15 protein-coding genes are annotated in these 18,400 nt (G+C 58.2%); 8 read left to right on the top strand and 7 right to left on the bottom strand.

Annotation, left to right across the window (positions count from 1 at the left end):
• Positions 1 to 55: 55 nt before the first annotated feature.
• The 5 genes from prmB to dapC form a co-directional block, all read right to left on the bottom strand.
• Positions 56 to 916, bottom strand: coding sequence for a 50S ribosomal protein L3 N(5)-glutamine methyltransferase (prmB, locus tag G518_RS0108925; RefSeq protein ID WP_028602246.1), 861 nt, complete (start codon positions 914 to 916; stop codon positions 56 to 58).
• A gap of 43 nt (positions 917 to 959) precedes the next feature.
• A complete protein-coding gene (gene dapE, locus G518_RS0108920) occupies positions 960 to 2,126 on the bottom strand; it encodes a succinyl-diaminopimelate desuccinylase (protein WP_028602245.1) in 1,167 nt (388 codons plus the stop codon).
• 120 nt (positions 2,127 to 2,246) lie between these two features.
• On the bottom strand, positions 2,247 to 3,521 hold the full coding sequence (locus G518_RS34435) for a PilT/PilU family type 4a pilus ATPase (protein WP_084651604.1): 1,275 nt from the start codon (positions 3,519 to 3,521) through the stop codon (positions 2,247 to 2,249).
• Between the two features lie 69 nt (positions 3,522 to 3,590).
• On the bottom strand, positions 3,591 to 4,424 hold the full coding sequence (gene dapD / locus G518_RS0108910) for a 2,3,4,5-tetrahydropyridine-2,6-dicarboxylate N-succinyltransferase (protein WP_028602244.1): 834 nt from the start codon (positions 4,422 to 4,424) through the stop codon (positions 3,591 to 3,593).
• A gap of 8 nt (positions 4,425 to 4,432) precedes the next feature.
• Positions 4,433 to 5,635 carry a succinyldiaminopimelate transaminase gene (gene dapC, locus G518_RS0108905; RefSeq protein WP_028602243.1) on the bottom strand — a complete coding sequence of 401 codons (1,203 nt, stop codon included), beginning with the start codon at positions 5,633 to 5,635 and terminating at the stop codon, positions 4,433 to 4,435.
• Between the two features lie 203 nt (positions 5,636 to 5,838).
• Between dapC and smc the strand changes: the two genes are divergently transcribed.
• The 6 genes from smc (at position 5,839) to def (ending at position 14,640) form a co-directional block, all read left to right on the top strand.
• Positions 5,839 to 9,357 (top strand): chromosome segregation protein SMC, encoded by a 3,519-nt coding sequence (gene smc / locus G518_RS0108900; RefSeq protein ID WP_028602242.1) that lies wholly within the window; start codon positions 5,839 to 5,841, stop codon positions 9,355 to 9,357.
• Positions 9,354 to 10,427, top strand: a complete 1,074-nt coding sequence (locus G518_RS0108895) for a cell division protein ZipA C-terminal FtsZ-binding domain-containing protein (RefSeq protein ID WP_028602241.1) — start codon at positions 9,354 to 9,356, stop codon at positions 10,425 to 10,427. The genes smc and G518_RS0108895 overlap by 4 nt, the downstream gene beginning before the upstream one ends.
• An 11-nt stretch (positions 10,428 to 10,438) precedes the next feature.
• Positions 10,439 to 12,565: an NAD-dependent DNA ligase LigA gene (ligA, locus tag G518_RS0108890; RefSeq protein WP_028602240.1), complete on the top strand. Its 2,127-nt coding sequence runs from the start codon at positions 10,439 to 10,441 to the stop codon at positions 12,563 to 12,565.
• A 7-nt stretch (positions 12,566 to 12,572) separates the two neighbouring features.
• Positions 12,573 to 13,481, top strand: coding sequence for an ROK family protein (locus G518_RS0108885; protein WP_028602239.1), 909 nt, complete (start codon positions 12,573 to 12,575; stop codon positions 13,479 to 13,481).
• A gap of 189 nt (positions 13,482 to 13,670) precedes the next feature.
• Positions 13,671 to 14,066 (top strand): hypothetical protein, encoded by a 396-nt coding sequence (locus G518_RS39225; RefSeq protein WP_084651602.1) that lies wholly within the window; start codon positions 13,671 to 13,673, stop codon positions 14,064 to 14,066.
• 37 nt (positions 14,067 to 14,103) lie between these two features.
• Positions 14,104 to 14,640, top strand: a complete 537-nt coding sequence (gene def / locus G518_RS0108875; RefSeq protein ID WP_028602237.1) for a peptide deformylase — start codon at positions 14,104 to 14,106, stop codon at positions 14,638 to 14,640.
• A gap of 68 nt (positions 14,641 to 14,708) precedes the next feature.
• On the opposite strand, the gene G518_RS34430 is transcribed toward def, so the two are convergent.
• Positions 14,709 to 15,377, bottom strand: a complete 669-nt coding sequence (locus G518_RS34430; RefSeq protein ID WP_084651601.1) for a C40 family peptidase — start codon at positions 15,375 to 15,377, stop codon at positions 14,709 to 14,711.
• Between the two features lie 220 nt (positions 15,378 to 15,597).
• Between G518_RS34430 and G518_RS0108860 the strand changes: the two genes are divergently transcribed.
• On the top strand, positions 15,598 to 16,725 hold the full coding sequence (locus tag G518_RS0108860; protein ID WP_084651600.1) for a PQQ-dependent sugar dehydrogenase: 1,128 nt from the start codon (positions 15,598 to 15,600) through the stop codon (positions 16,723 to 16,725).
• Positions 16,726 to 16,774: 49 nt separating this feature from the next.
• On the opposite strand, the gene G518_RS0108855 is transcribed toward G518_RS0108860, so the two are convergent.
• Entirely contained in the window at positions 16,775 to 17,830 is a 1,056-nt protein-coding gene (locus G518_RS0108855) for a Fe(3+) ABC transporter substrate-binding protein (RefSeq protein WP_028602235.1), read from the bottom strand.
• Positions 17,831 to 18,029: 199 nt separating this feature from the next.
• Between G518_RS0108855 and G518_RS0108850 the strand changes: the two genes are divergently transcribed.
• Positions 18,030 to 18,395 (top strand): DUF2304 domain-containing protein, encoded by a 366-nt coding sequence (locus G518_RS0108850; protein WP_028602234.1) that lies wholly within the window; start codon positions 18,030 to 18,032, stop codon positions 18,393 to 18,395.
• The last annotated feature ends 5 nt before the right edge of the window (positions 18,396 to 18,400 follow it).

Genomic DNA, 18,400 nt, shown 5'->3' with positions numbered 1-18,400 from the left:
ATATCTGTCATAGAGGCGAAAAATAAGTAGCTTTGCCGTGTGGCCAATGGTGACTTCACTGGCGAGCAAGAAGTAGAACTTGATCGCTTCCCGCACTGGTGTCTATCCATACTGGGTGCAGATCTGGAAAAGCGGCTTCGAAGTGTTCTCGCTCGTGCCCAATTTCCAGAACCAGTACTCCGGATTCGCTGAGAAACCTGGGTGCTGCAGCCAACATGGCGCGGATAAAGTCCATTCCGTCAGATCCCCCGGCCAATGCCAATGAAGGCTCGGCTTGAAACTCGGCTGGCAAGGCCTCCATGCTGGCGCGATTGACGTAAGGCGGATTGCAGAGGACTAAATCGTAGACGCCCTGGCACTGAGCGAAGCCATCGCTTTCGATTAGTCTGATGCGCTCAGATAGGCCATGCTGGTCGACATTGATTCGAGCCACCGCCAGCGCATCGGTGCTGATGTCTACTGCGTCTACGGTGACTTCGGGCCACGCCATCGCTGCCAGCACAGCAAGGCTGCCATTGCCGGTGCAAAGATCAAGCACACGACGGGTGTTTTCAGTGAGCCAGGGATCTACGTTGCCGTCGGCAATGACCTCAGCGATGAGACTGCGCGGAACAATGGTTCGCTCATCCACATAAAAGGGCACTCCTTGCAGCCACGCTTGGTGGGTGAGGTAGGCCAGGGGTTGGCGCGTGCTGATACGTTTTTGCAAGAGCAACGCTGCTTGCGCTTGGTGCTCCGGCGAAACGATCAGGCCCCCGACTTGCGCATCGTGCAGATCGGAGTCCAGCGGCAAGCCCAAAGCGTGGAGCACCAGCCAGGCCGCTTCGTCATGGGCATTGTCTGTGCCGTGGCCAAAATGCACCCCTGATTCGTTCAGTTGGCGCTCTGTTTCTTGAATGAGATCAGCGAGTTTCATTGATTTGTGTGAGCGCTCAGTGAGGGGCGTAGTGCGGTTAACGTTAAGCCAGATTTTCCAGAACGCGGCGATAGATATTCTTGAGCGGCTCAATGTCCGAGATTTGAATGTGCTCGTCGATCTTGTGGATGCTCGCGTTGGGTGGGCCCAACTCGATCACTTCCGGGCATAGCGTGGCAATGAACCGGCCATCGCTGGTGCCGCCTGTGGTGGAAAGCTCGGTTTCGATGCCGGTCTCTGCCTGAATAGCCGCCTGCACTGCCTTCACCAGAGTGCCGGGTTGCGTGAGGAACGGTCGGCCACCAAGCGTCCACTTCAGATCGTACTCAAGGCCATGCTTTTTCAAAATGGCTTCAAGTCGAGTTTGCAGCGATTCGGGCGTGGATTCGGTGCAGAAGCGGAAATTGAAGTCGACCACTGCGGCGCCAGGAATGATGTTGCTGGCTCCTGTGCCTGAGTGAATATTGCTGACCTGCCAACTGGTGGGCGGGAAAAATTCGTTGCCACGGTCCCACTCCACGGCCACCAGTTCTGCCAATGCGGGGGCAAATTCATGGACGGGATTGCGCGCGAGATGCGGGTAGGCAATGTGGCCTTGGATGCCCTTGACCGTGAGCTTGCCACTCATGGTGCCGCGCCGGCCATTCTTGATCATGTCCCCGGTTTGTCGTACGGCGGTGGGTTCGCCCACGATGCACCAGTCAAAGCCTTCACCGCGCGCGCGCAGCTGTTCGATGACCACGGTGGTCCCATCCAGGGCGGGGCCTTCTTCGTCGCTGGTGAGCAGCAGCGCAATGGTCAGAGGCGCGTTGGGTTGGGCCGCCACGAACTCCTCAGCGGCGACGAGGAACGCCGCGATCGAGGTCTTCATGTCGCTCGCGCCACGTCCGTACAGCTTGCCATCACGCTCGGTGGGCACAAACGGAGGGCTTGACCACTCGCCAAGAGGCCCGGTGGGCACCACGTCGGTATGACCTGCAAAAACCAGAGTTGGGATAGGTTGTGTGCGATGGCCTGAATCAGCAGGAACCCTTTTTGCCCAGAGGTTGCGCACACGAAACTCTGCCGGCCCGCTATCAATGATTTCACAGCGAAAACCAATGGCGGTGAGCCTTTCGCTCAAAAGATCAATGCAACCCGCATCTTCTGGGGTGACGGAGGGGCGGGCGATCAAAGCCTCGGCGAGCGCGCGTGTCGGTGTGTGAGTCATATACGGTTTGCGTGATTCTTAATCTTTGAGTAGCAGGAATGCAAAAAACTACTCCACCAGCGAAGATTGGCGGATCTCGGCGCGACTATCGCGCCCTGAACGCGCTCTTGACCGAGCCCTCTAGCCTAAGCGCGAGGCGATCACGCTTCCTGATCCGGAATTCTCAAAATCTGAGCCGCGCAGAGAGTGCCCACTCATCCCGGATTGACTGAAGCCGCTGTGGTTGCGCTGGTCGGGCCGGACATCCAGCGTGATATCTGTGAAGGAGGGTTCGTCATTCGGACGTTCTTCTTCTCTCTGCTTACCACCCGAGCGAAGCGTGTCGTTTTGAAGGCGCCACATCAGGTTGGTGGGGGAGTCCGCATGGGCAAGGCCTTCCTTGCGATCGATGACGCCCTCATTGATCAGACGGGCCAAGTCTTCTTCGAAGGTTTGAGACCCTTCCGCCATGGAGTTGATCATGGCTTCCTTGACCCCGCCGAAATCACCTTTTTCAATGAGGTCAGCGATAAGTTTGGTGTTGAGCATGACCTCCACCGCAGGTACGCGGCCACCTTCTACGGTGCGAACAAGGCGCTGTGACACCACCGCTTTGAGCGAAGCTGCCAAATCCCCGAGCAGGGTGCTGCGCACTTCTACAGGATAGAAGTTGAGAATCCTGTTGAGGGCCTGGTAACTATTGTTGGCATGCAAGGTGGACAGGCAGAGATGGCCGGATTGCGCGTAGGAAATGGCGGCCGACATGGTCTCGCGGTCGCGGATTTCACCAATCATGATCACATCTGGGGCCTGCCGCAGGGCGTTTCGCAGCGCCACGTGCATGTTGGCTGTGTCGCCGCCCACTTCGCGCTGATTGATCAGTGACTTGCGGTTGGTAAACACGAATTCCATCGGGTCTTCGATGGTCAGGATGTGCCCCGAAACGCTCCTGTTTCGCAGATCCAGCATGGACGCGAGTGTGGTGGACTTGCCGGCTCCAGTAGCTCCCACCATCAGGATGAGCCCCCGCTTTTCCATCACCAGTTGGTTCAAGACAGTGGGCAGATTGAGCGATTCAAGCAGCGGAATATCCGGGCTGATGTAGCGTAGGACCGCCGCGTAGCTTCCGCGCTGGCGCATGGCTGAAAGCCGGAAATTGCCCACACCCTGAACGGGAATGGCCAAATTCAGCTCGCCAGTTTCCTTCAGCTCTTCGATGCGATTGGGCGACACCACATCCATCAAAAGATTCAGCACCGCCTCGGGCGGGAGGATCTGGCTATTAATGGGCATGTGCTGCCCATTGATTTTGATGGTGGCAGGCGCATTCGCCGATAGGTAAACGTCGGAAGCCTTCTTTTCAGCCATCAGGCGAAGAATGCGCTCCATCATGGTGCTTGGTGCCTGCGCTTGCATGGATCGCATCCTCTGTTGGTGTTGGGCGTACTTCGAATACGCCTGGTTGCCTTCTATTGGCTAAACGGGTCAGTCGCGCAGAAGGTCGTTCAAGCTGGTCTTGGAACGGGTCTGAGCATCCACCGTCTTGACGATGATGGCGGCATAAGTGCTATAAGCGGTACCGTTTTTCGATGTTTTAGGCAAATTGCCACTGATGACCACGCTGCCGGTGGGCACGCGGCCATAGCTGATTTCACCGGTTTCACGGTTGAAAATAGGGGTGCTCTGGCCGATATACACGCCCATGCCCAGCACTGAGTTTTCTTCGACGATTACGCCTTCAACCACTTCCGAGCGTGCGCCAATGAAGCAGTTGTCTTCGATGATGGTCGGGTTGGCTTGCAGTGGCTCCAGCACACCACCGAGGCCCACGCCGCCGGAAAGGTGCACGTTTTTGCCCACTTGAGCGCATGAGCCCACGGTCGCCCAGGTGTCTACCATGGTGCCTTCGCCCACATAGGCGCCGATGTTCACATAGCTAGGCATCAAAATGGCGCCGGGCGCGATGAAGCTTCCGCGCCGTGCTACTGCAGGAGGCACCACTCGTACGCCAGTGGCTTTCAAGCCATCTGCGTCCAGGTGGGCGAACTTGGTTTTGACTTTGTCGAAGAAGCCCAGATCACCGGCCTTCATGATTTCATTGTCATACAGGCGGAAGGACAGCAGCACGGCCTTTTTGATCCACTGATGCACTGTCCATTCGCCAACGCCAGCACGGGTGGCCACGCGAAGGCGGCCACCATTCAGATCTTCAATGACCTGCTCAACCGCATCAGCCACTTCCTTGGGGCGCGCAGTAGGAGACAGGTTGGCGCGGTTTTCCCACGCGTCATCGATGATTTTTTGCAATTGTTCGCTCATGATTTATTTCAGGTTTTTGAATTGATGAACTGGACGATACGCTCAGCCGCCTCGACGCATTCGGCCGTTTCGGCGACGAGCGCCATTCGAACGCGGCCGTGGCCGGGATTAGAGCCTTCAGCCTCGCGAGCAAGATAGCTCCCGGGCAAAACCGTTACATTGTATTGAGCCAGCAACTCGCGGGCGAAAAGGGTGTCGTCTTCCCACTGAGGCGGCACGCCAGCCCATAGATAAAACCCGGCATCCGGGAGTCGGACATCCATGACTTTTTCGAGCAGAGGCGCCGCCAATGCGAACTTCTCACGATAGAGCCGGCGGTTTTCGACCACGTGTGCTTCGTCATTCCAGGCTGCGATGCTGGCGGTCTGCACCACGGGACTCATGGCACTGCCGTGGTAGGTGCGGTAGAGCAAGAAGGGCTTGATCAGCGCCGCATCGCCCGCCACAAAGCCAGAGCGCATGCCAGGCACGCTGCTGCGCTTGGAGAGGCTGGTCAACATGATCAAGTTCTTGAAATCTGTTCGGCCCAGCTTTAACGCCGCTTCCAGGCCGCCCAGGGGCGCTTCTTCCCGGAAGTAGATTTCGCTATAGCACTCGTCCGAGGCAATCACGAAGCCATGCCGATCGGACAGCTCAAACAGCATTTGCCACTCCTCCAGGGGCATGACAGCGCCTGTAGGGTTGCCTGGAGAGCATACGAACACGAGTTGGGTGTTTTCCCAGACGCTGGTAGGAACCTGATCCCAGCGCGGTGCGAAGTTTCGGGCTGGGTCGCTGGCGACGTAATGCGGCGTTGCTCCCGCCAGGAAGGCCGCCCCCTCATAGATTTGATAAAACGGATTTGGGCAGACCACAATGGCCCCCGGCCGGGTCGAATCAACGACCGTTTGTGCCAGGGAAAACAAGGCCTCACGCGAACCCAGCACCGGCAGCACCTGGGTGGCCGGATTGACCGACACCCTGTAGCGCCGCTCAAGCCATCCGGCACACGCCTCGCGCAGCTTCGGATCCCCACCGGTTGGCGGGTAGCCGGTGAGACCGGAATCCACCGCTGCGGCCATAGCGTGCTTGATGAAGTCCGGCGTGGCGTGGCGCGGCTCGCCGATGCCCAGGCTGATCGGGCGGTAGGCCGGATTGGGCGTGATGTCGGCAAACAACTGGCGCAGCCGCTCAAAAGGGTAGGGCTGAAGCTTGGAGAGCAGGGGGTTCATACCGAGGATTATCCGTCCCCCGCAGCGCCAGTCACGGCTGCGGCTGAGCATTAGTCCGCGATTTCATTGTTACAAGTTCCGTCTTCCGGCTTCTGCCTGCCGGATAAGGCACGATAATCGACCCTTTCGCGCCCGTCCTTGTGTCGCGCTTTACCCGTGCGCGCAACCGGCGTAGGTACGCTTTATCTGAAAATCGGCTTTCCGTGCGTCTTAACTCGATCAAGCTCTCCGGCTTCAAGTCTTTCGCCGAACCCACCAACTTCATGCTGCCGGGTCAGTTGGTCGGCGTGGTGGGTCCTAACGGCTGCGGTAAGTCCAACATCATGGACGCCGTGCGATGGGTGCTGGGCGAGTCCAAAGCGAGCGAATTGCGCGGCGAGTCGATGCAGGACGTCATTTTTAGTGGCACAACGACCCGTAAGCAAGCCAGCCGCGCCTCGGTCGAGTTGGTTTTTGACAATGCCGATCACCGCGCAGGCGGCCAGTGGTCTCAGTTCACAGAAATCTCGGTCAAGCGTGTACTGACTCGCGATGGCAATAGCAGCTATTTCATCAATAACCAGCCTGTGCGCCGCCGAGACGTACAGGATGTGTTTCTCGGTACGGGCCTCGGCCCTCGCGCCTACGCCATCATCGGCCAGGGCACCATCAGCCGCATTATTGAGTCCCGCCCTGAGGAACTTCGTTTGTTCCTGGAGGAGGCCGCAGGCGTCAGCAAGTACAAGGAACGCAGGCGTGAGACTGAAAACCGCCTTTCGGATACGCGCGAGAACCTCACGCGGGTGGAAGACATCCTGCGCGAGCTGAACAACAACCTGGAGCGGCTGGAAAAACAGGCTGAGATCGCTCAGAGGTACCAGGGGCTACAAGCCAGTGCATCGCTCAAGCAAAACCAGCTGTGGTTCCTCAAACGCAGCGAGGCAGACGAAGGGCAGGGCCGGCTAAAGGCCGAAACTGACAAGGCCGTCAATGACCTGGAGTCCCGGGTGGCCGACCTGCGCCACGTTGAGGCAGACCTGGAAACTATCCGGCAGGCGCACTACGCTGCCGGTGATCACGTGAACCAGGCTCAAGGGCTGCTCTATGAGGCTACGGCGGAAGTCGGCAAGCTCGAAGCCGAAATACGTTTCGTGGTGGAAGGCCGCCAACGCGCGGAAAACCGCCTGACCCAATTGAAGGAACAGGTCGCGCAATGGTTGGCGCGCAAAGACGAAGCCGGGGCTGAGATCGAAACCCTGGCCGAGCAGGCCGTGGAGGCTGAAGACAAAGCCATCACCTTGGCCGCCCAGGTGGAAGAGCAGCAGCAAGCGCTGCCTGATCTCGAGGAAGCGCTCCGGCAAACTCAGTCCAAAGCGGCCGAGCAGCGCGGCGCTGTGGGGCAGGTTCAGCAGCAAATTCAGGTGCTCGCAGCCGATCAACGGCATATTGAGGAGCAATCGCGCCAGTTGGGAACCCGCCGTGAGCGTTTGTCGGCGGATCGCAATGCATTGGCAGCTCCAGACGAGCAGCGCCTGCTCAATTTGCAAACCCAGTTGGCCACCGCACAGGAAGCGGCGGAAATCACTGAAGCGCGTTTGCACGAGCTTCAGGAAAGCGTACCCCAGCTCGACGAAGACCGTCGCGCCCGTCAACAGGCCGTGAACACGGAGGGGGCAAAACAGGCTGATCTATCGGCACGCCTGGAAGCACTTAAGGCCTTGCAAGAGAAAGTCCGTACGGACGGCAAACTCAAACCCTGGCTCGCCAAGCACGGGCTTGAGGGCCTCTCTGGTCTGTGGAGTCGCATTCACATTGAGCACGGCTGGGAAAACGCGCTGGAGTCGGCTTTGCGCGAGCGCATGGCGGCCTTGGAAGTCAGTCGTCTTGACATCGTGCGCGCCTTCGCGAGCGATGCACCGCCTGCAAAACTCACGTTCTACAGCCCTCCGCAAGCCTCACTGCCTGTCAAACCCGGTCAGTTTTCGCGTCTGGCAGACCTGCTGCGTCTAAACGACGCTGGTTTGACAGCTTTGCTCGAAGACTGGCTGACTGGTTGCTACACGGCCGCCACGCTTGAGGACGCATTGGCCACCCGTGGCCAATTGCAGGCAGGCGAAATCATATTCACCCAGTCAGGCCATGCGGTCAGTGCTCACGCGGTGAGCTTTTATGCGCCAGATTCCGAGCAGGCAGGCCTCCTGGCCCGGGCTCAAGAAATTGAGAACCTCGACAAGCAACAGCGCGCCCAAACGTTTATCAACGAGGATGCGCGCAACGCCTTGATCAGAGCAGAAGCCGCGTACAGCGACGCTTCTCAGCGGTTGGCCGCTACGCGCCGCGAAGAGGCGGAGGCGCGCCAGCGCGCACATGAACTGCAAGTGGAAACCTTGCGCCTTTCCCAATTGGCCGAGCAAACGCGTGCGCGCAGCGAGCAGATCGCTGGTGATATGGCGGAGATCGACGCCCAGGAGGAGGAGCTTCAAGAGCGCCGCATCACCGCTGAAGCACGCTTTGAAGAGCTTGATATGCAGCTGGCTGACAGTCAGGAACGCCATGCGCAGCTTGATGAGCGGGTCATGGATGCCGAACGCCGCCTGAACGAAGCACGCGAGCAGCAGCGCAGCCTTGAGCGGCAAGCCCAGGAGTCGACCTTCGCTCAACGTAGCCTGGAGTCACGCCGTGCTGAACTTGCGCGCACCATAGACACAGCGACCAGCCAGGCGGCAGCAATAGATACGGAGCAAGAGCGTGCGCAAGTGGAGTTGACACGCCTGAACGACGCTGCTGCGCAAGCCGGTCTGCAAGCCGCGCTCGGCTTGAAGATGGAGCGTGAACAAGCGCTTGGCGCCAAGCGCAGCACCTATGACGATCTGACCGCGAAGCTGCGAGCGAGCGACGAACGCCGGCTCACCTATGAGCGCGAGCTCGATCCGCTGCGCCAGCGTATTACCGATCTTCAATTGAAGGAGCAGGCCGCCCGATTGGGCACGGAGCAGTATTCACAGCTGCTGACCGATGCTCAGGCCGATTTGGCTCTCGTTCAACAATCCATCGTCGAAGGCAACGTCAAGCTCACCGGCCTGCAGAGTGAAATTGACCGCCTGCACCGCGAGATTCAGTCCCTGGGTGCCGTCAACCTGGCCGCACTGGAGGAGTTGACTTCGGCGCGTGAGCGCAAGCAGTTCCTCGACGCGCAGACCGCCGACTTGACCGACGCCATGAACACGCTCGAAGACGCGATCAAGAAAATTGACGGTGAGACGCGCGAATTGCTTGGTAGCACCTTCAACACAGTCAACGAGCATTTTGGCCGTATGTTTCCCGAGTTGTTTGGGGGCGGCAATGCCAAGCTCATGATGACCGGCGAGGAAATACTTGATTCCGGCGTGCAAGTCATGGCGCAGCCACCGGGCAAGAAAAACCAGACTATTCACTTGCTCTCCGGAGGCGAAAAAGCTCTGACGGCGATTGCTTTGGTTTTTGCGATTTTCCAGCTCAACCCCGCACCGTTCTGTTTGCTGGATGAGGTGGATGCGCCTCTGGATGACGCCAACACTGAACGCTATGCCAAGCTCGTGACCAAAATGAGCGGACAAGGTACGCAGTTCCTTTTCATTAGCCACAACAAGATCGCCATGGAAATGGCGAAACAACTGATCGGCGTGACCATGCAAGAGCAGGGCGTGTCCCGCATCGTGGCGGTGGACATGGAGAGCGCGGTTGGTATGGTGGAGACAGCATGAGTTCATTGCAAGTCGGACTGGCGGTAGCCGGTGGTCTGATTCTGGGTGGCGTGATCGCCTACAACACCTGGTCTTCGCGTCGCAACACACCTCGGCAAGCCGTGCCTGAGGCCCGTTCGTCATCGCAGCAAGAGCGCCCGCAAGCCGGCAGCGAACCTGGCATGGCGTTCCCTGATCGAGTGGAACCCGGGTTCGACCCTTCCGGTGCTTTGCCACCACTTGGGCCATTGCCGGTGCCTGAAAAGCGCCCACGCCTGGATGCCCTCATCGACGTCATTACCCCCATCGCGCTCGACGGACGTGCTGTTTCCGGGGATGCCGCTTTGGCAGCGTTTCCACACACGCGCAGGGTTGGGAGTAAACCTTTCGCTGTGGAAGGGTTGAATGAGCAAAGCCGTGAGTGGGAGTTTCCGATTGCAGGTCAACGCTACACCGCCTTGCAGGCCGGCGTGCAACTAGCCAACCGTACCGGAGCGCTCAACGAAATTGAGTACTCTGAATACGTCATGAAGACGCAGGCTTTTGCGGATGCAGTGGGTGGGGCGCCGGATTTTCCGGAGATGCTGCATGAGGTCGCACGCGGACGGGAGCTGGATCAGTTCGCTGGCGGGCACGATGCGCAACTGGGATTCATGCTGCGCGCGCGCGGCGCCGCATGGAGCCCCGGCTTCGTGCAGCAGCAAGCCGCCAAACTGGGTTTTGTGGCTGGTGTGATCCCCGGACGCATGGTGCTGCCTTCCAGCGAAGTGGGTCTGCCGTCCATCCTTGGCCTCAGTTTTGACCCACAGGCTGCGCTGTCTGAAGACCCCACCCAATCGGCAGTGAAGGAAGTTGCGCTCAGCCTCGATGTTCCGCAGGTACACCGAAACGAGCAACCTTTCGTGCGTCTACGTGACGCCGCCTTTGCTTTGGCACAGTCGATGGACGGTGTTATCACTGATGACGCAGGCCACCCCTTGCGTCCCGAAATGATCGAGACCATCGGCAGCGATTTGCAGCACCTGTACGATACCCTGGACGCGCACGATCTGGCTGCGGGTTCCGCACAAGCCCGGCGCTTGTTCAGTTAACGGTAGAAGGTATGAACCCCAGCACCGAAGCGGATCGCTTGCGAACCGCGTTGAATCGTGCCGCTCACCAGTACTACACGCTGGATGCCCCTGAACTGCCAGACGCGGAATACGACAAGCTATTCCAGCAACTGCAAGCCCTGGAGGCGGCGCACCCTGAATTGCTCACGCCCGATTCACCCACGCAACGAGTGGGCGGCGGTGTTCTGGCCGGTTTTTCTCCGGTTCGGCACAGCGTGCCCATGCTCAGTATTCGGACCGAGACCGACACCACCGCAGCAGGGGCGCAAGCCTTCGACGCGCGCATCAAGCGCGAGCTGAAAGTTGCCCCTGATGCGCCGCCGATAGCCTACGTGGCCGAGCCAAAATTTGATGGCCTAGCCATAAACCTGCGCTACGAACAAGGCTTGCTGGTACAAGCTGCCACGCGTGGCGATGGTGAGATGGGCGAAGACGTTACGCAGAATATTCGAACTATCGGTCAGATCCCATTGCGGCTGATTCGTGGTGAGCAAAATTCTTCCGCTCAATTGACTCTTCTACCCTCCGAAGACTCAGCTCGGGGAGCTGACGATTGGCCCATTCCTGCTGTTCTCGAAGTACGCGGCGAGGTCTACATGCGCCGAGACGATTTCGACGCTTTGAATGACCGGCAGCGAGAAAAAATAGCTGCAGGCGATAAAACAGCCAAGACCTATATCAATCCGCGGAACACCGCTGCTGGCGCCGTTCGCCAGCTGGACCCAGCCATCGCTCGCCAACGGCCTTTGAGCTTTTTTGCCTACGGTCTAGGGGAGATTACGCCGGCAGGCGAGGGTGGCCCGGATTTCGCAACCCATTGGCAAGTACTGCAAGCCCTTAAGGTGTGGGGCTTTCCAGTTTCTCCTTTGATCGAGCAGGCTCGTGGTGCGGACGATCTCGTGGCGTACCACCAAAAAATCGCCGCCGCGCGAGACAGCCTGCCTTTCGATATAGACGGGGTGGTTTACAAGGTGGAAAGCCTTGAGTTGCAACGCCAGTTAGGTTTCGTCAGCCGCGAACCGCGTTGGGCCGTAGCGCATAAGTACCCTGCCCAAGAACAGCTCACCACCGTGCAATCGATCGACATACAGGTTGGCCGCACAGGAAAACTGACACCGGTGGCCAAGCTTGCTCCGGTGTTCGTTGGCGGTGTCACGGTCACTAACGCCACGTTGCATAACGAGCTGGAAGCGCGCCGCAAGGATGTTCGCGTGGGCGATACCGTGATCGTGCGCCGCGCGGGAGACGTCATTCCAGAAGTGGTTGCCGTGCTTGCTGACAAGCGGCCTCCAGGCGCTACAGAATTCACCATGCCCTCCACCTGTCCCGTGTGCGGCAGCGACGTGGTGCGAGAAGAAGGTGAAGCTGATCATCGCTGTACAGGTGGTCTTTTTTGCGCTGCGCAGCGCAAGGAAGCCATGCTGCATTTTGCCAGCCGAAGAGCCATGGACATTGAAGGCCTGGGAGACAAACTGGTGGAGCAACTTGTGGAGAGCGGCGCCGTTAAAACGCTGCCAGACCTCTACAAATTGGGCCTGGTATCTCTTACCGCGCTGGACCGGATGGCGCAAAAATCGGCACAGAACATTGTGGACGCACTGGAGAAATCCAGGCACACGACGCTGGCGCGCTTTCTATTTGCACTGGGTATAAGGCACGTCGGCGAAACCACGGCCAAGGAGCTCGCTCGGCACTTTGGCAATCTGGATGCCATCATGAATGCGAGTACCGAGCAGCTTTTGCAGGTGCCCGATATCGGTCCCATCGTGGCCCAAAGCCTTCATACTTTCTTTGAGCAAGCACACAACCGCGAAGTGGTGGAGCAGTTGCGCGCGGCAGGCATCGAGTGGAAAGAGGGCGAACCTTCAGCCGCCGCACTGCTGCCGCTGGCCGGCAAGACCTTCGTGCTCACAGGCACCTTCCCCACTCTGAGCCGTGAGCAGGCCAAGGAAATGCTGGAAGCTGCCGGGGCGAAAGTTGCAGGGAGTGTCAGCAAGAAGACCCACTACGTGGTGGCTGGGGCTGAAGCCGGCAGCAAACTCGAAAAAGCGCGAGAGCTGGGCTTGACCGTGCTCGATGAAGCCGGGATGTTGAGTCTCTTATCAGAAAAAGCTTAAGACTCTCATGGCTGAGTCTCCTCGCATTGGCATCGACCTTGGTGGCACCAAGATTGAGATAGCCGTGCTGGATGCTCAAGGCGCTTTCATGCTCCGTGAGCGATGTTCTACCCCGCAAGGTGATTACGCCGCCATTCTGGATGCCATCGTGGCGTTGGTAATTCAGGCCGAAAGCCGGTTAGGTTTAGGAAGCTTGCCAGTTGGCATAGGTATTCCCGGTAGCCTTTCGCCCATCACAGGGCACGTACGCAACGCGAACTCTCTCGTGCTCAACGGCCAACCGCTACGAGAACACCTGCAAGAGCGCTTGAGTCGCCCTGTGTTTCTGGAAAATGATGCTAACTGCCTGGCTCTATCTGAGGCAACCGATGGTGCTGGAAAAGGCTCGCAAACCGTATTTGCGGCCATTTTGGGTACTGGCGTAGGCGCTGGAATCGTGGTGAATGGACGCCTGCTTCATGGTCGCAACGGTGTGGCCGGTGAGTGGGGCCACAACCCGCTGGCGCTCGCGACTTCGCAAGAATTGGCTCGCCCGGCGTGCTGGTGTGGGCGCTCTGCTTGCCTTGAAACCTGGCTTTCAGGCCCCGCGTTCTCGGCAGATCACCTGCAGGCAAGTGGAGAGCGCTTGTCTGCGGCGGCTGTCATGGCGGCCATGCGGCAGGGCGAGATACAAGCCACCGCGAGCTTCAGGCGTTACTGCGTTCGTCTGGCGCGCTCGCTGGCTCAAGTGATTAACTTGCTGGACCCCGATGTCATCGTGCTCGGGGGAGGAATGAGCAACGTGCCTGAACTCTACGAGGCTGTCCCCAAGCTTTGGGGTGAGTTTGTTTTCAGTGATCAGTTGCTCACAGTGCTGCGCCCTGCAGTTCATGGCGACTCGTCTGGTGTACGAGGCGCCGCCTGGCTTTCGGACTGAAATCCTCCGTAGGAACCAAAGAACGTGTTCATGGTCCAACAGGAACGGTATCTTTACATGCGGGTGACAAAACAGCGGTCACCTGAAGCGCATATTGGCGCGTTTTATTGAAGGTGCTTCGTCATATTTTCGAAGGCGACAAGGATTCGCACGATATCGCGGTCCATTATTCATTGGAAGGAGCCTCACATGACCATCCGAATTTCTTCAAGGCTGGGGCGGGCAGCAGGTCTACTGGCCGCGGGCGCCGCCGTGTTTCTTGCTGGTTGTGCCGTCGTGCCCGCGGACTCCTACGTGGTTGGGGCTCCTGTGGTGACTTCCGGGGCCTACTACAGCGCACCTAATTACTATCCAGCTCCGTACTACGGAGCTCCTGCACCGTACTATGGTGCCCCCGTGTATGTAGGCCCCCCTGTGTCCATCGGAATATGGGGTGGGTTCGGCGGTGGCCGGCATCACGGTGGTCGGCATCCCGGCTGGCGAGGCGATCCACCTCGAGGCGGCGGGCACCATATCGGACCCCGCCCTGGGTGGGGCGGTGGCGGGGGGCACAGACCTCCTGGCGGTGGCTTTCGCGGGCGCTAGCCAAGGGGCAAACCGTTCTAAGGGATGATAGAGGCCTATGGCTATTCATCCTATTTTGAAAATGGGTGATCCGCGACTACTGCGGATCGCCAAACCGGTCGAGAATTTCGACGCCGACGAATTGCACTTGCTGGTGCTCGATCTCATCGACACCATGCGCGCTGCCAATGGCGCGGGCTTGGCTGCACCGCAGATTGGCGTTGATTTGCAGGTGGTGATTTTTGGGAGTGGGGCGCCCAATCCGCGTTACCCGGATGCGCCAGTGGTTCCGCGCACTGTGCTTTGCAACCCCGTGATTACGCCGCTGTCAGCCAGCGAAGAAGACGATTGGGAAGGTTGTCTTTCAGTTCCAGGCCTGCGCGGAATGGTGCCGCGGTGGCAAAGAATCAGATACACGGGATTTGACCCTTATGGCGACCCCATAGACCGGGAAGCAGAGGGGTTTCACGCTCGTGTGGTTCAGCATGAGTGTGACCACCTCGTGGGAAAGCTCTACCCCATGCGAATGAGAAATTTCGAGCTTTTTGGGTTCACCGATGTGATGTTCCCGGGCCTGGACGCTGCTGACGATTGACGCGGCGGTGATGACGTGTTCGCTTGGAGCGTCAACACGTCCTAAGCCTGCACGACTGGGCGCAGGCGTTAGATACCTTCGCCTATGCCAAGCTTGGCATCTGGCTGTACGGAGACTGAGGGCTGCGAGAAGCTTCCCCCCAGGCGAACACTTCGTGGAGACGGGGATTCACGCGTGGTAACGCGCGAACTACTTGGCTGTTCCTGTTCGGCGTGATCAAGTACACGACGCGCTCCATTGAACCGCTTCTGCCAATAACCTATCTGCATGTTTTCTACGCGCACGTGGGAGCCTGTGCGCGGTGAATGGATGAATTTTCCATCCCCTACATAAATGCCGACATGGCTGTAGGCACGCCGCATCGTGTTGAAAAACACTAGGTCTCCGGGCTTTAGCTCAGCTTTTTCGATGTGCTCCGTGGCGGCTGCCTGCTCTTCTGCACGGCGTGGCAGGACCATTCCAACGGTTTGCTGGTAAATCGCGCGAACAAAGCCGCTGCAATCAAAACCAGTTTCAACTGTGTTTCCGCCTTTGCGGTAAGGTACGCCAATAGCGCCCATGGCGTTGACCACGAGATCTGCAGCGCGGTCTGTGGCTTGCTGAATGGAGTCGCCGAGGCGGGCCATCAGGCCCTTTTGAAGCAAGAGTTTGTCGATTTCGTCTTGTGCGGGTGCCGCGTAGGCGGCATTCATGGCAGCGAGGGCGATGATGGCGGCAAACAGTTTGCTCTTGCTCATGTATGCGAATATACGAATCTATACGATGGGAAATCCAAGCAAATCACCACCTTACGGCGGGCATTTCATGCTTGTAAATCTTGATCGATCGTTTTATGAATTGATGGTTTCTGCTGATTTGGATCTGGCAGACCACCGCGCAACACTTCGAAATCAGGTGCAAACATGATTTCGAGCCGAGCGCGTAGTGTAGGACAACTTTGACGTTTATTGTCATCATATGCAAGCTTATTTATCGATTTATGTTTCCGCGGCGCTCCTATTTGGCTCAACTTGTGCTATAGGGCAAGTTGCTGTCAAACCCGAGACAGTGGCGACCGGGCTGCAACACCCTTGGGCTTTGGCATTTCTCCCCGAAGGCCGTTTTCTGGTTACTGAGCGGCCTGGCCGCTTGCGAGTCATTGAGGCTGACGGGAGGCTGCAGGCGCCTGTTTCCGGGCTGCCTGAGATGGCGGCTGGCGGGCAGGGCGGTTTACTGGACGTCGTGACTGATTCCGGGTTTGCCCAGAATCGCACCATCTATTTTTGTTACTCGGAGCCAGGGCCAGGCACCACCAACAGCACTGCACTCGCCCGGGCGCGGTTGTCTGACGATTCCAGGCGGCTGGAAAATCTGAAGGTGATCTTCAGTCAGAAGCCCAAAGTGGGGAGCAGCGCACATTTTGGCTGCCGAATCGCTTTGCGTGAAGGAAAGGGGCCAAACGACGGCACTCTGTTTCTAACCCTGGGTGACCGTTTTTCGCGCAAGGACGATGCCCAGAAGCTGGACAACCACTTGGGCAAAGTCGTGCGTATTGGTAAGGATGGCTCCATCCCTAAAGACAACCCTTTCGTTTCTCAGCCCGGCGCATTGCCAGAGATCTGGAGCTACGGCCATCGAAACGGGCAAGGCGCCACGCTCGCCCCAGATGGCACCTTCTGGATGCACGAGCACGGTCCGCAGGGCGGCGATGAGATCAATCTCCCGCAGGCCGGTAAAAACTACGGATGGCCGGTGATTACCTATGGTGAAAACTACGGCGGTGGAAAGATTGGCGAAGGGTTGACCGCGAAACCGGGAATGGAGCAACCTCTGCACCAGTGGACGCCCTCCATAGCGTCTTCAGGCATGGTCTTTCTCACGAGCGACCGGTATGGCCCTGCGTGGAAAGGCAACCTTTTCATTGGTTCGCTGAAGTTCCAATACCTTGATCGCATTGAACTCAAAGGCGGCAAGGTGGTGGCCGAACACAAACTGCTGGAGGAGGTTGGCCAGCGCATCCGCGACGTGCGCCAAGGCCCCGATGGCCTGCTTTATGTCGTCACAGACAGTCCAAACGGGAAACTGATAAGGCTGGCGCCTCTTTGATGCAGCCTGAGAGGCTGTTCAAAGGAGGCGCGCCCTCATCTGCTGCGAGTTACTTGAACCCGACGCGGTCGAGCATCTGCTGAACCTTCACCTGATTCGCACCCACCGCGCTAATAGGAATAGTCTCGCTCTTGAATGGCTTGCCGCCGGTCATGGACTTCAGTGCGGCATTGTCAAAGGTGACGCTGGATGCTGCTGGCCACTCGTTGTTGCCGTTGGCAAAATGATTTTGCGCTATTGGGCTGGCAAGGTATTCCAGGAATTTGACGGCCCCAGGAACATTCTTGGAGTAGCGCGCCACGGCACCACCGGCCACGTTCACGTGCGTGCCCCAGCTGGATTGGTTGGGGAACACCACGCCCACTCGCTCAGTCACCGCCCGGTCTTCAGGCGAATTTGATCGCATGAGGCGCGCAAGGTAGTAGCTATTGGTTACTGCCACACCGCACTCGCCGGAGGCTACGCCTTTGATCTGGTCCGTATCACCACCTTTGGGTGCGCGAGCCATATTGGCCACCAGGCCCTTGAGCCAGGTTTCCGTTTTCTCAGGGCCCATGTGCTCCAGCACGGCGCCAAACAAACTGAGGTTATAGGGGTGGGAGCCGGAGCGGATGCACAACTTGCCTTTGTTGACTGGATCGGCCAGTTTTTCGTAGGTCTCCACATCTTCACGTTTGACTTTAGTCTTGTCGTACACGATGACCCGTGCGCGCGTCGAAAAACCAAACCATGGTGTGCCCTCAGCCACTGGCGTGGCACGCAGGCTCGAGGGAATTCTGGCTTCCAGAGACTCTGACTTGACGGGCAGGAACAGCCCCTCCTGTTCGCCGCGCCAGAGCCGTGCGGCATCCACCAGCAAAATAACGTCGGCAGGCGATGCAGATCCTTCTGCTTTCAAGCGCGCGATGATCCCCGCATCATCTGCATCCACTCGATTGACCTTGAGGCCAGTCAGCCTGGTGAAGTTGGCATACAGCGCATCATCCGATGCATAGTGCCGAGCGGAATAAAGATTGATGGCCTGATCTTGTGCCTGAACAGCTCCGGCACACATGACTGAAATAGTAGTAGCCGCAACTGCGGAAAGCACCAGTCGTTTTTTCATGCTGAATTAATCCTTGATGGGAAATGTCATTTCACATAATACCGTAACGGGAATTATTCTCGTTGTGGTAGATACTCCAGGGCGTGTTCTTGAACACGTTCTGAGATAACTCAGGCGTTGGCGTGTGTCAGAGGAGGGGACTGACCGCCTACAATCAGAGCCACACGTTGCACTAAAAGGAACAGGCTGTCGCCAAGCCATGGGGAATCTTCAAACTACGACACTGTTGCTTGGGATAGGGCTGGCGTTGCTGATTCTGTATTTGGTGCGCCGCGACCACCTGCACTGGCCCCATGGCCTGTTCTGGATGTTGGTGGCGATGGCCGCCGCGCTGTTCGGCATCTGGCCCCGTCTGATTGATCAGTTGGCAGTCTGGGTGGGTGTGGTGTATCCGCCGGCTTTCCTGTTTTTGTGCGTGGGCGTTATTTTGTTCATCAAGGCACTGCATGCAGACATGGTGAACACGCGCATAGAGCGACAGCTGCGCAGGCTGAACCAGGTGGTTTCCATTCTGGCTGCAGAAAATGCCAAAGGCCAAGCCTTACCCGGTACCGATCAGCCCTAGCGTTC

Origin of the sequence: Ottowia thiooxydans DSM 14619, assembly GCF_000422885.1 — a bacterium.
In the GTDB taxonomy this organism is placed as follows: Bacteria; Pseudomonadota; Gammaproteobacteria; order Burkholderiales; family Burkholderiaceae_C; genus Ottowia; species Ottowia thiooxydans.
Note: the sequence above shows the minus strand (reverse complement) of the source record. Positions and strands in the feature narration are given on the sequence as shown.

What these genes read in the sequence shown, in the direction of transcription:
- prmB (WP_028602246.1), bottom strand. Translation starts at nt 916, where the DNA reads ATGAAACTCGCTGATCTCATTCAAGAAACAGAGCGCCAACTGAACGAA.
- dapE (WP_028602245.1), bottom strand. Translation starts at nt 2,126, where the DNA reads ATGACTCACACACCGACACGCGCGCTCGCCGAGGCTTTGATCGCCCGC.
- G518_RS34435 (WP_084651604.1), bottom strand. Translation starts at nt 3,521, where the DNA reads ATGCAAGCGCAGGCACCAAGCACCATGATGGAGCGCATTCTTCGCCTG.
- dapD (WP_028602244.1), bottom strand. Translation starts at nt 4,424, where the DNA reads ATGAGCGAACAATTGCAAAAAATCATCGATGACGCGTGGGAAAACCGC.
- dapC (WP_028602243.1), bottom strand. Translation starts at nt 5,635, where the DNA reads ATGAACCCCCTGCTCTCCAAGCTTCAGCCCTACCCTTTTGAGCGGCTG.
- G518_RS0108895 (WP_028602241.1), top strand. Translation starts at nt 9,354, where the DNA reads ATGAGTTCATTGCAAGTCGGACTGGCGGTAGCCGGTGGTCTGATTCTG.
- ligA (WP_028602240.1), top strand. Translation starts at nt 10,439, where the DNA reads ATGAACCCCAGCACCGAAGCGGATCGCTTGCGAACCGCGTTGAATCGT.
- G518_RS0108885 (WP_028602239.1), top strand. Translation starts at nt 12,573, where the DNA reads ATGGCTGAGTCTCCTCGCATTGGCATCGACCTTGGTGGCACCAAGATT.
- G518_RS39225 (WP_084651602.1), top strand. Translation starts at nt 13,671, where the DNA reads ATGACCATCCGAATTTCTTCAAGGCTGGGGCGGGCAGCAGGTCTACTG.
- def (WP_028602237.1), top strand. Translation starts at nt 14,104, where the DNA reads ATGGCTATTCATCCTATTTTGAAAATGGGTGATCCGCGACTACTGCGG.
- G518_RS34430 (WP_084651601.1), bottom strand. Translation starts at nt 15,377, where the DNA reads ATGAGCAAGAGCAAACTGTTTGCCGCCATCATCGCCCTCGCTGCCATG.
- G518_RS0108860 (WP_084651600.1), top strand. Translation starts at nt 15,598, where the DNA reads ATGCAAGCTTATTTATCGATTTATGTTTCCGCGGCGCTCCTATTTGGC.
- G518_RS0108855 (WP_028602235.1), bottom strand. Translation starts at nt 17,830, where the DNA reads ATGAAAAAACGACTGGTGCTTTCCGCAGTTGCGGCTACTACTATTTCA.
- G518_RS0108850 (WP_028602234.1), top strand. Translation starts at nt 18,030, where the DNA reads ATGGGGAATCTTCAAACTACGACACTGTTGCTTGGGATAGGGCTGGCG.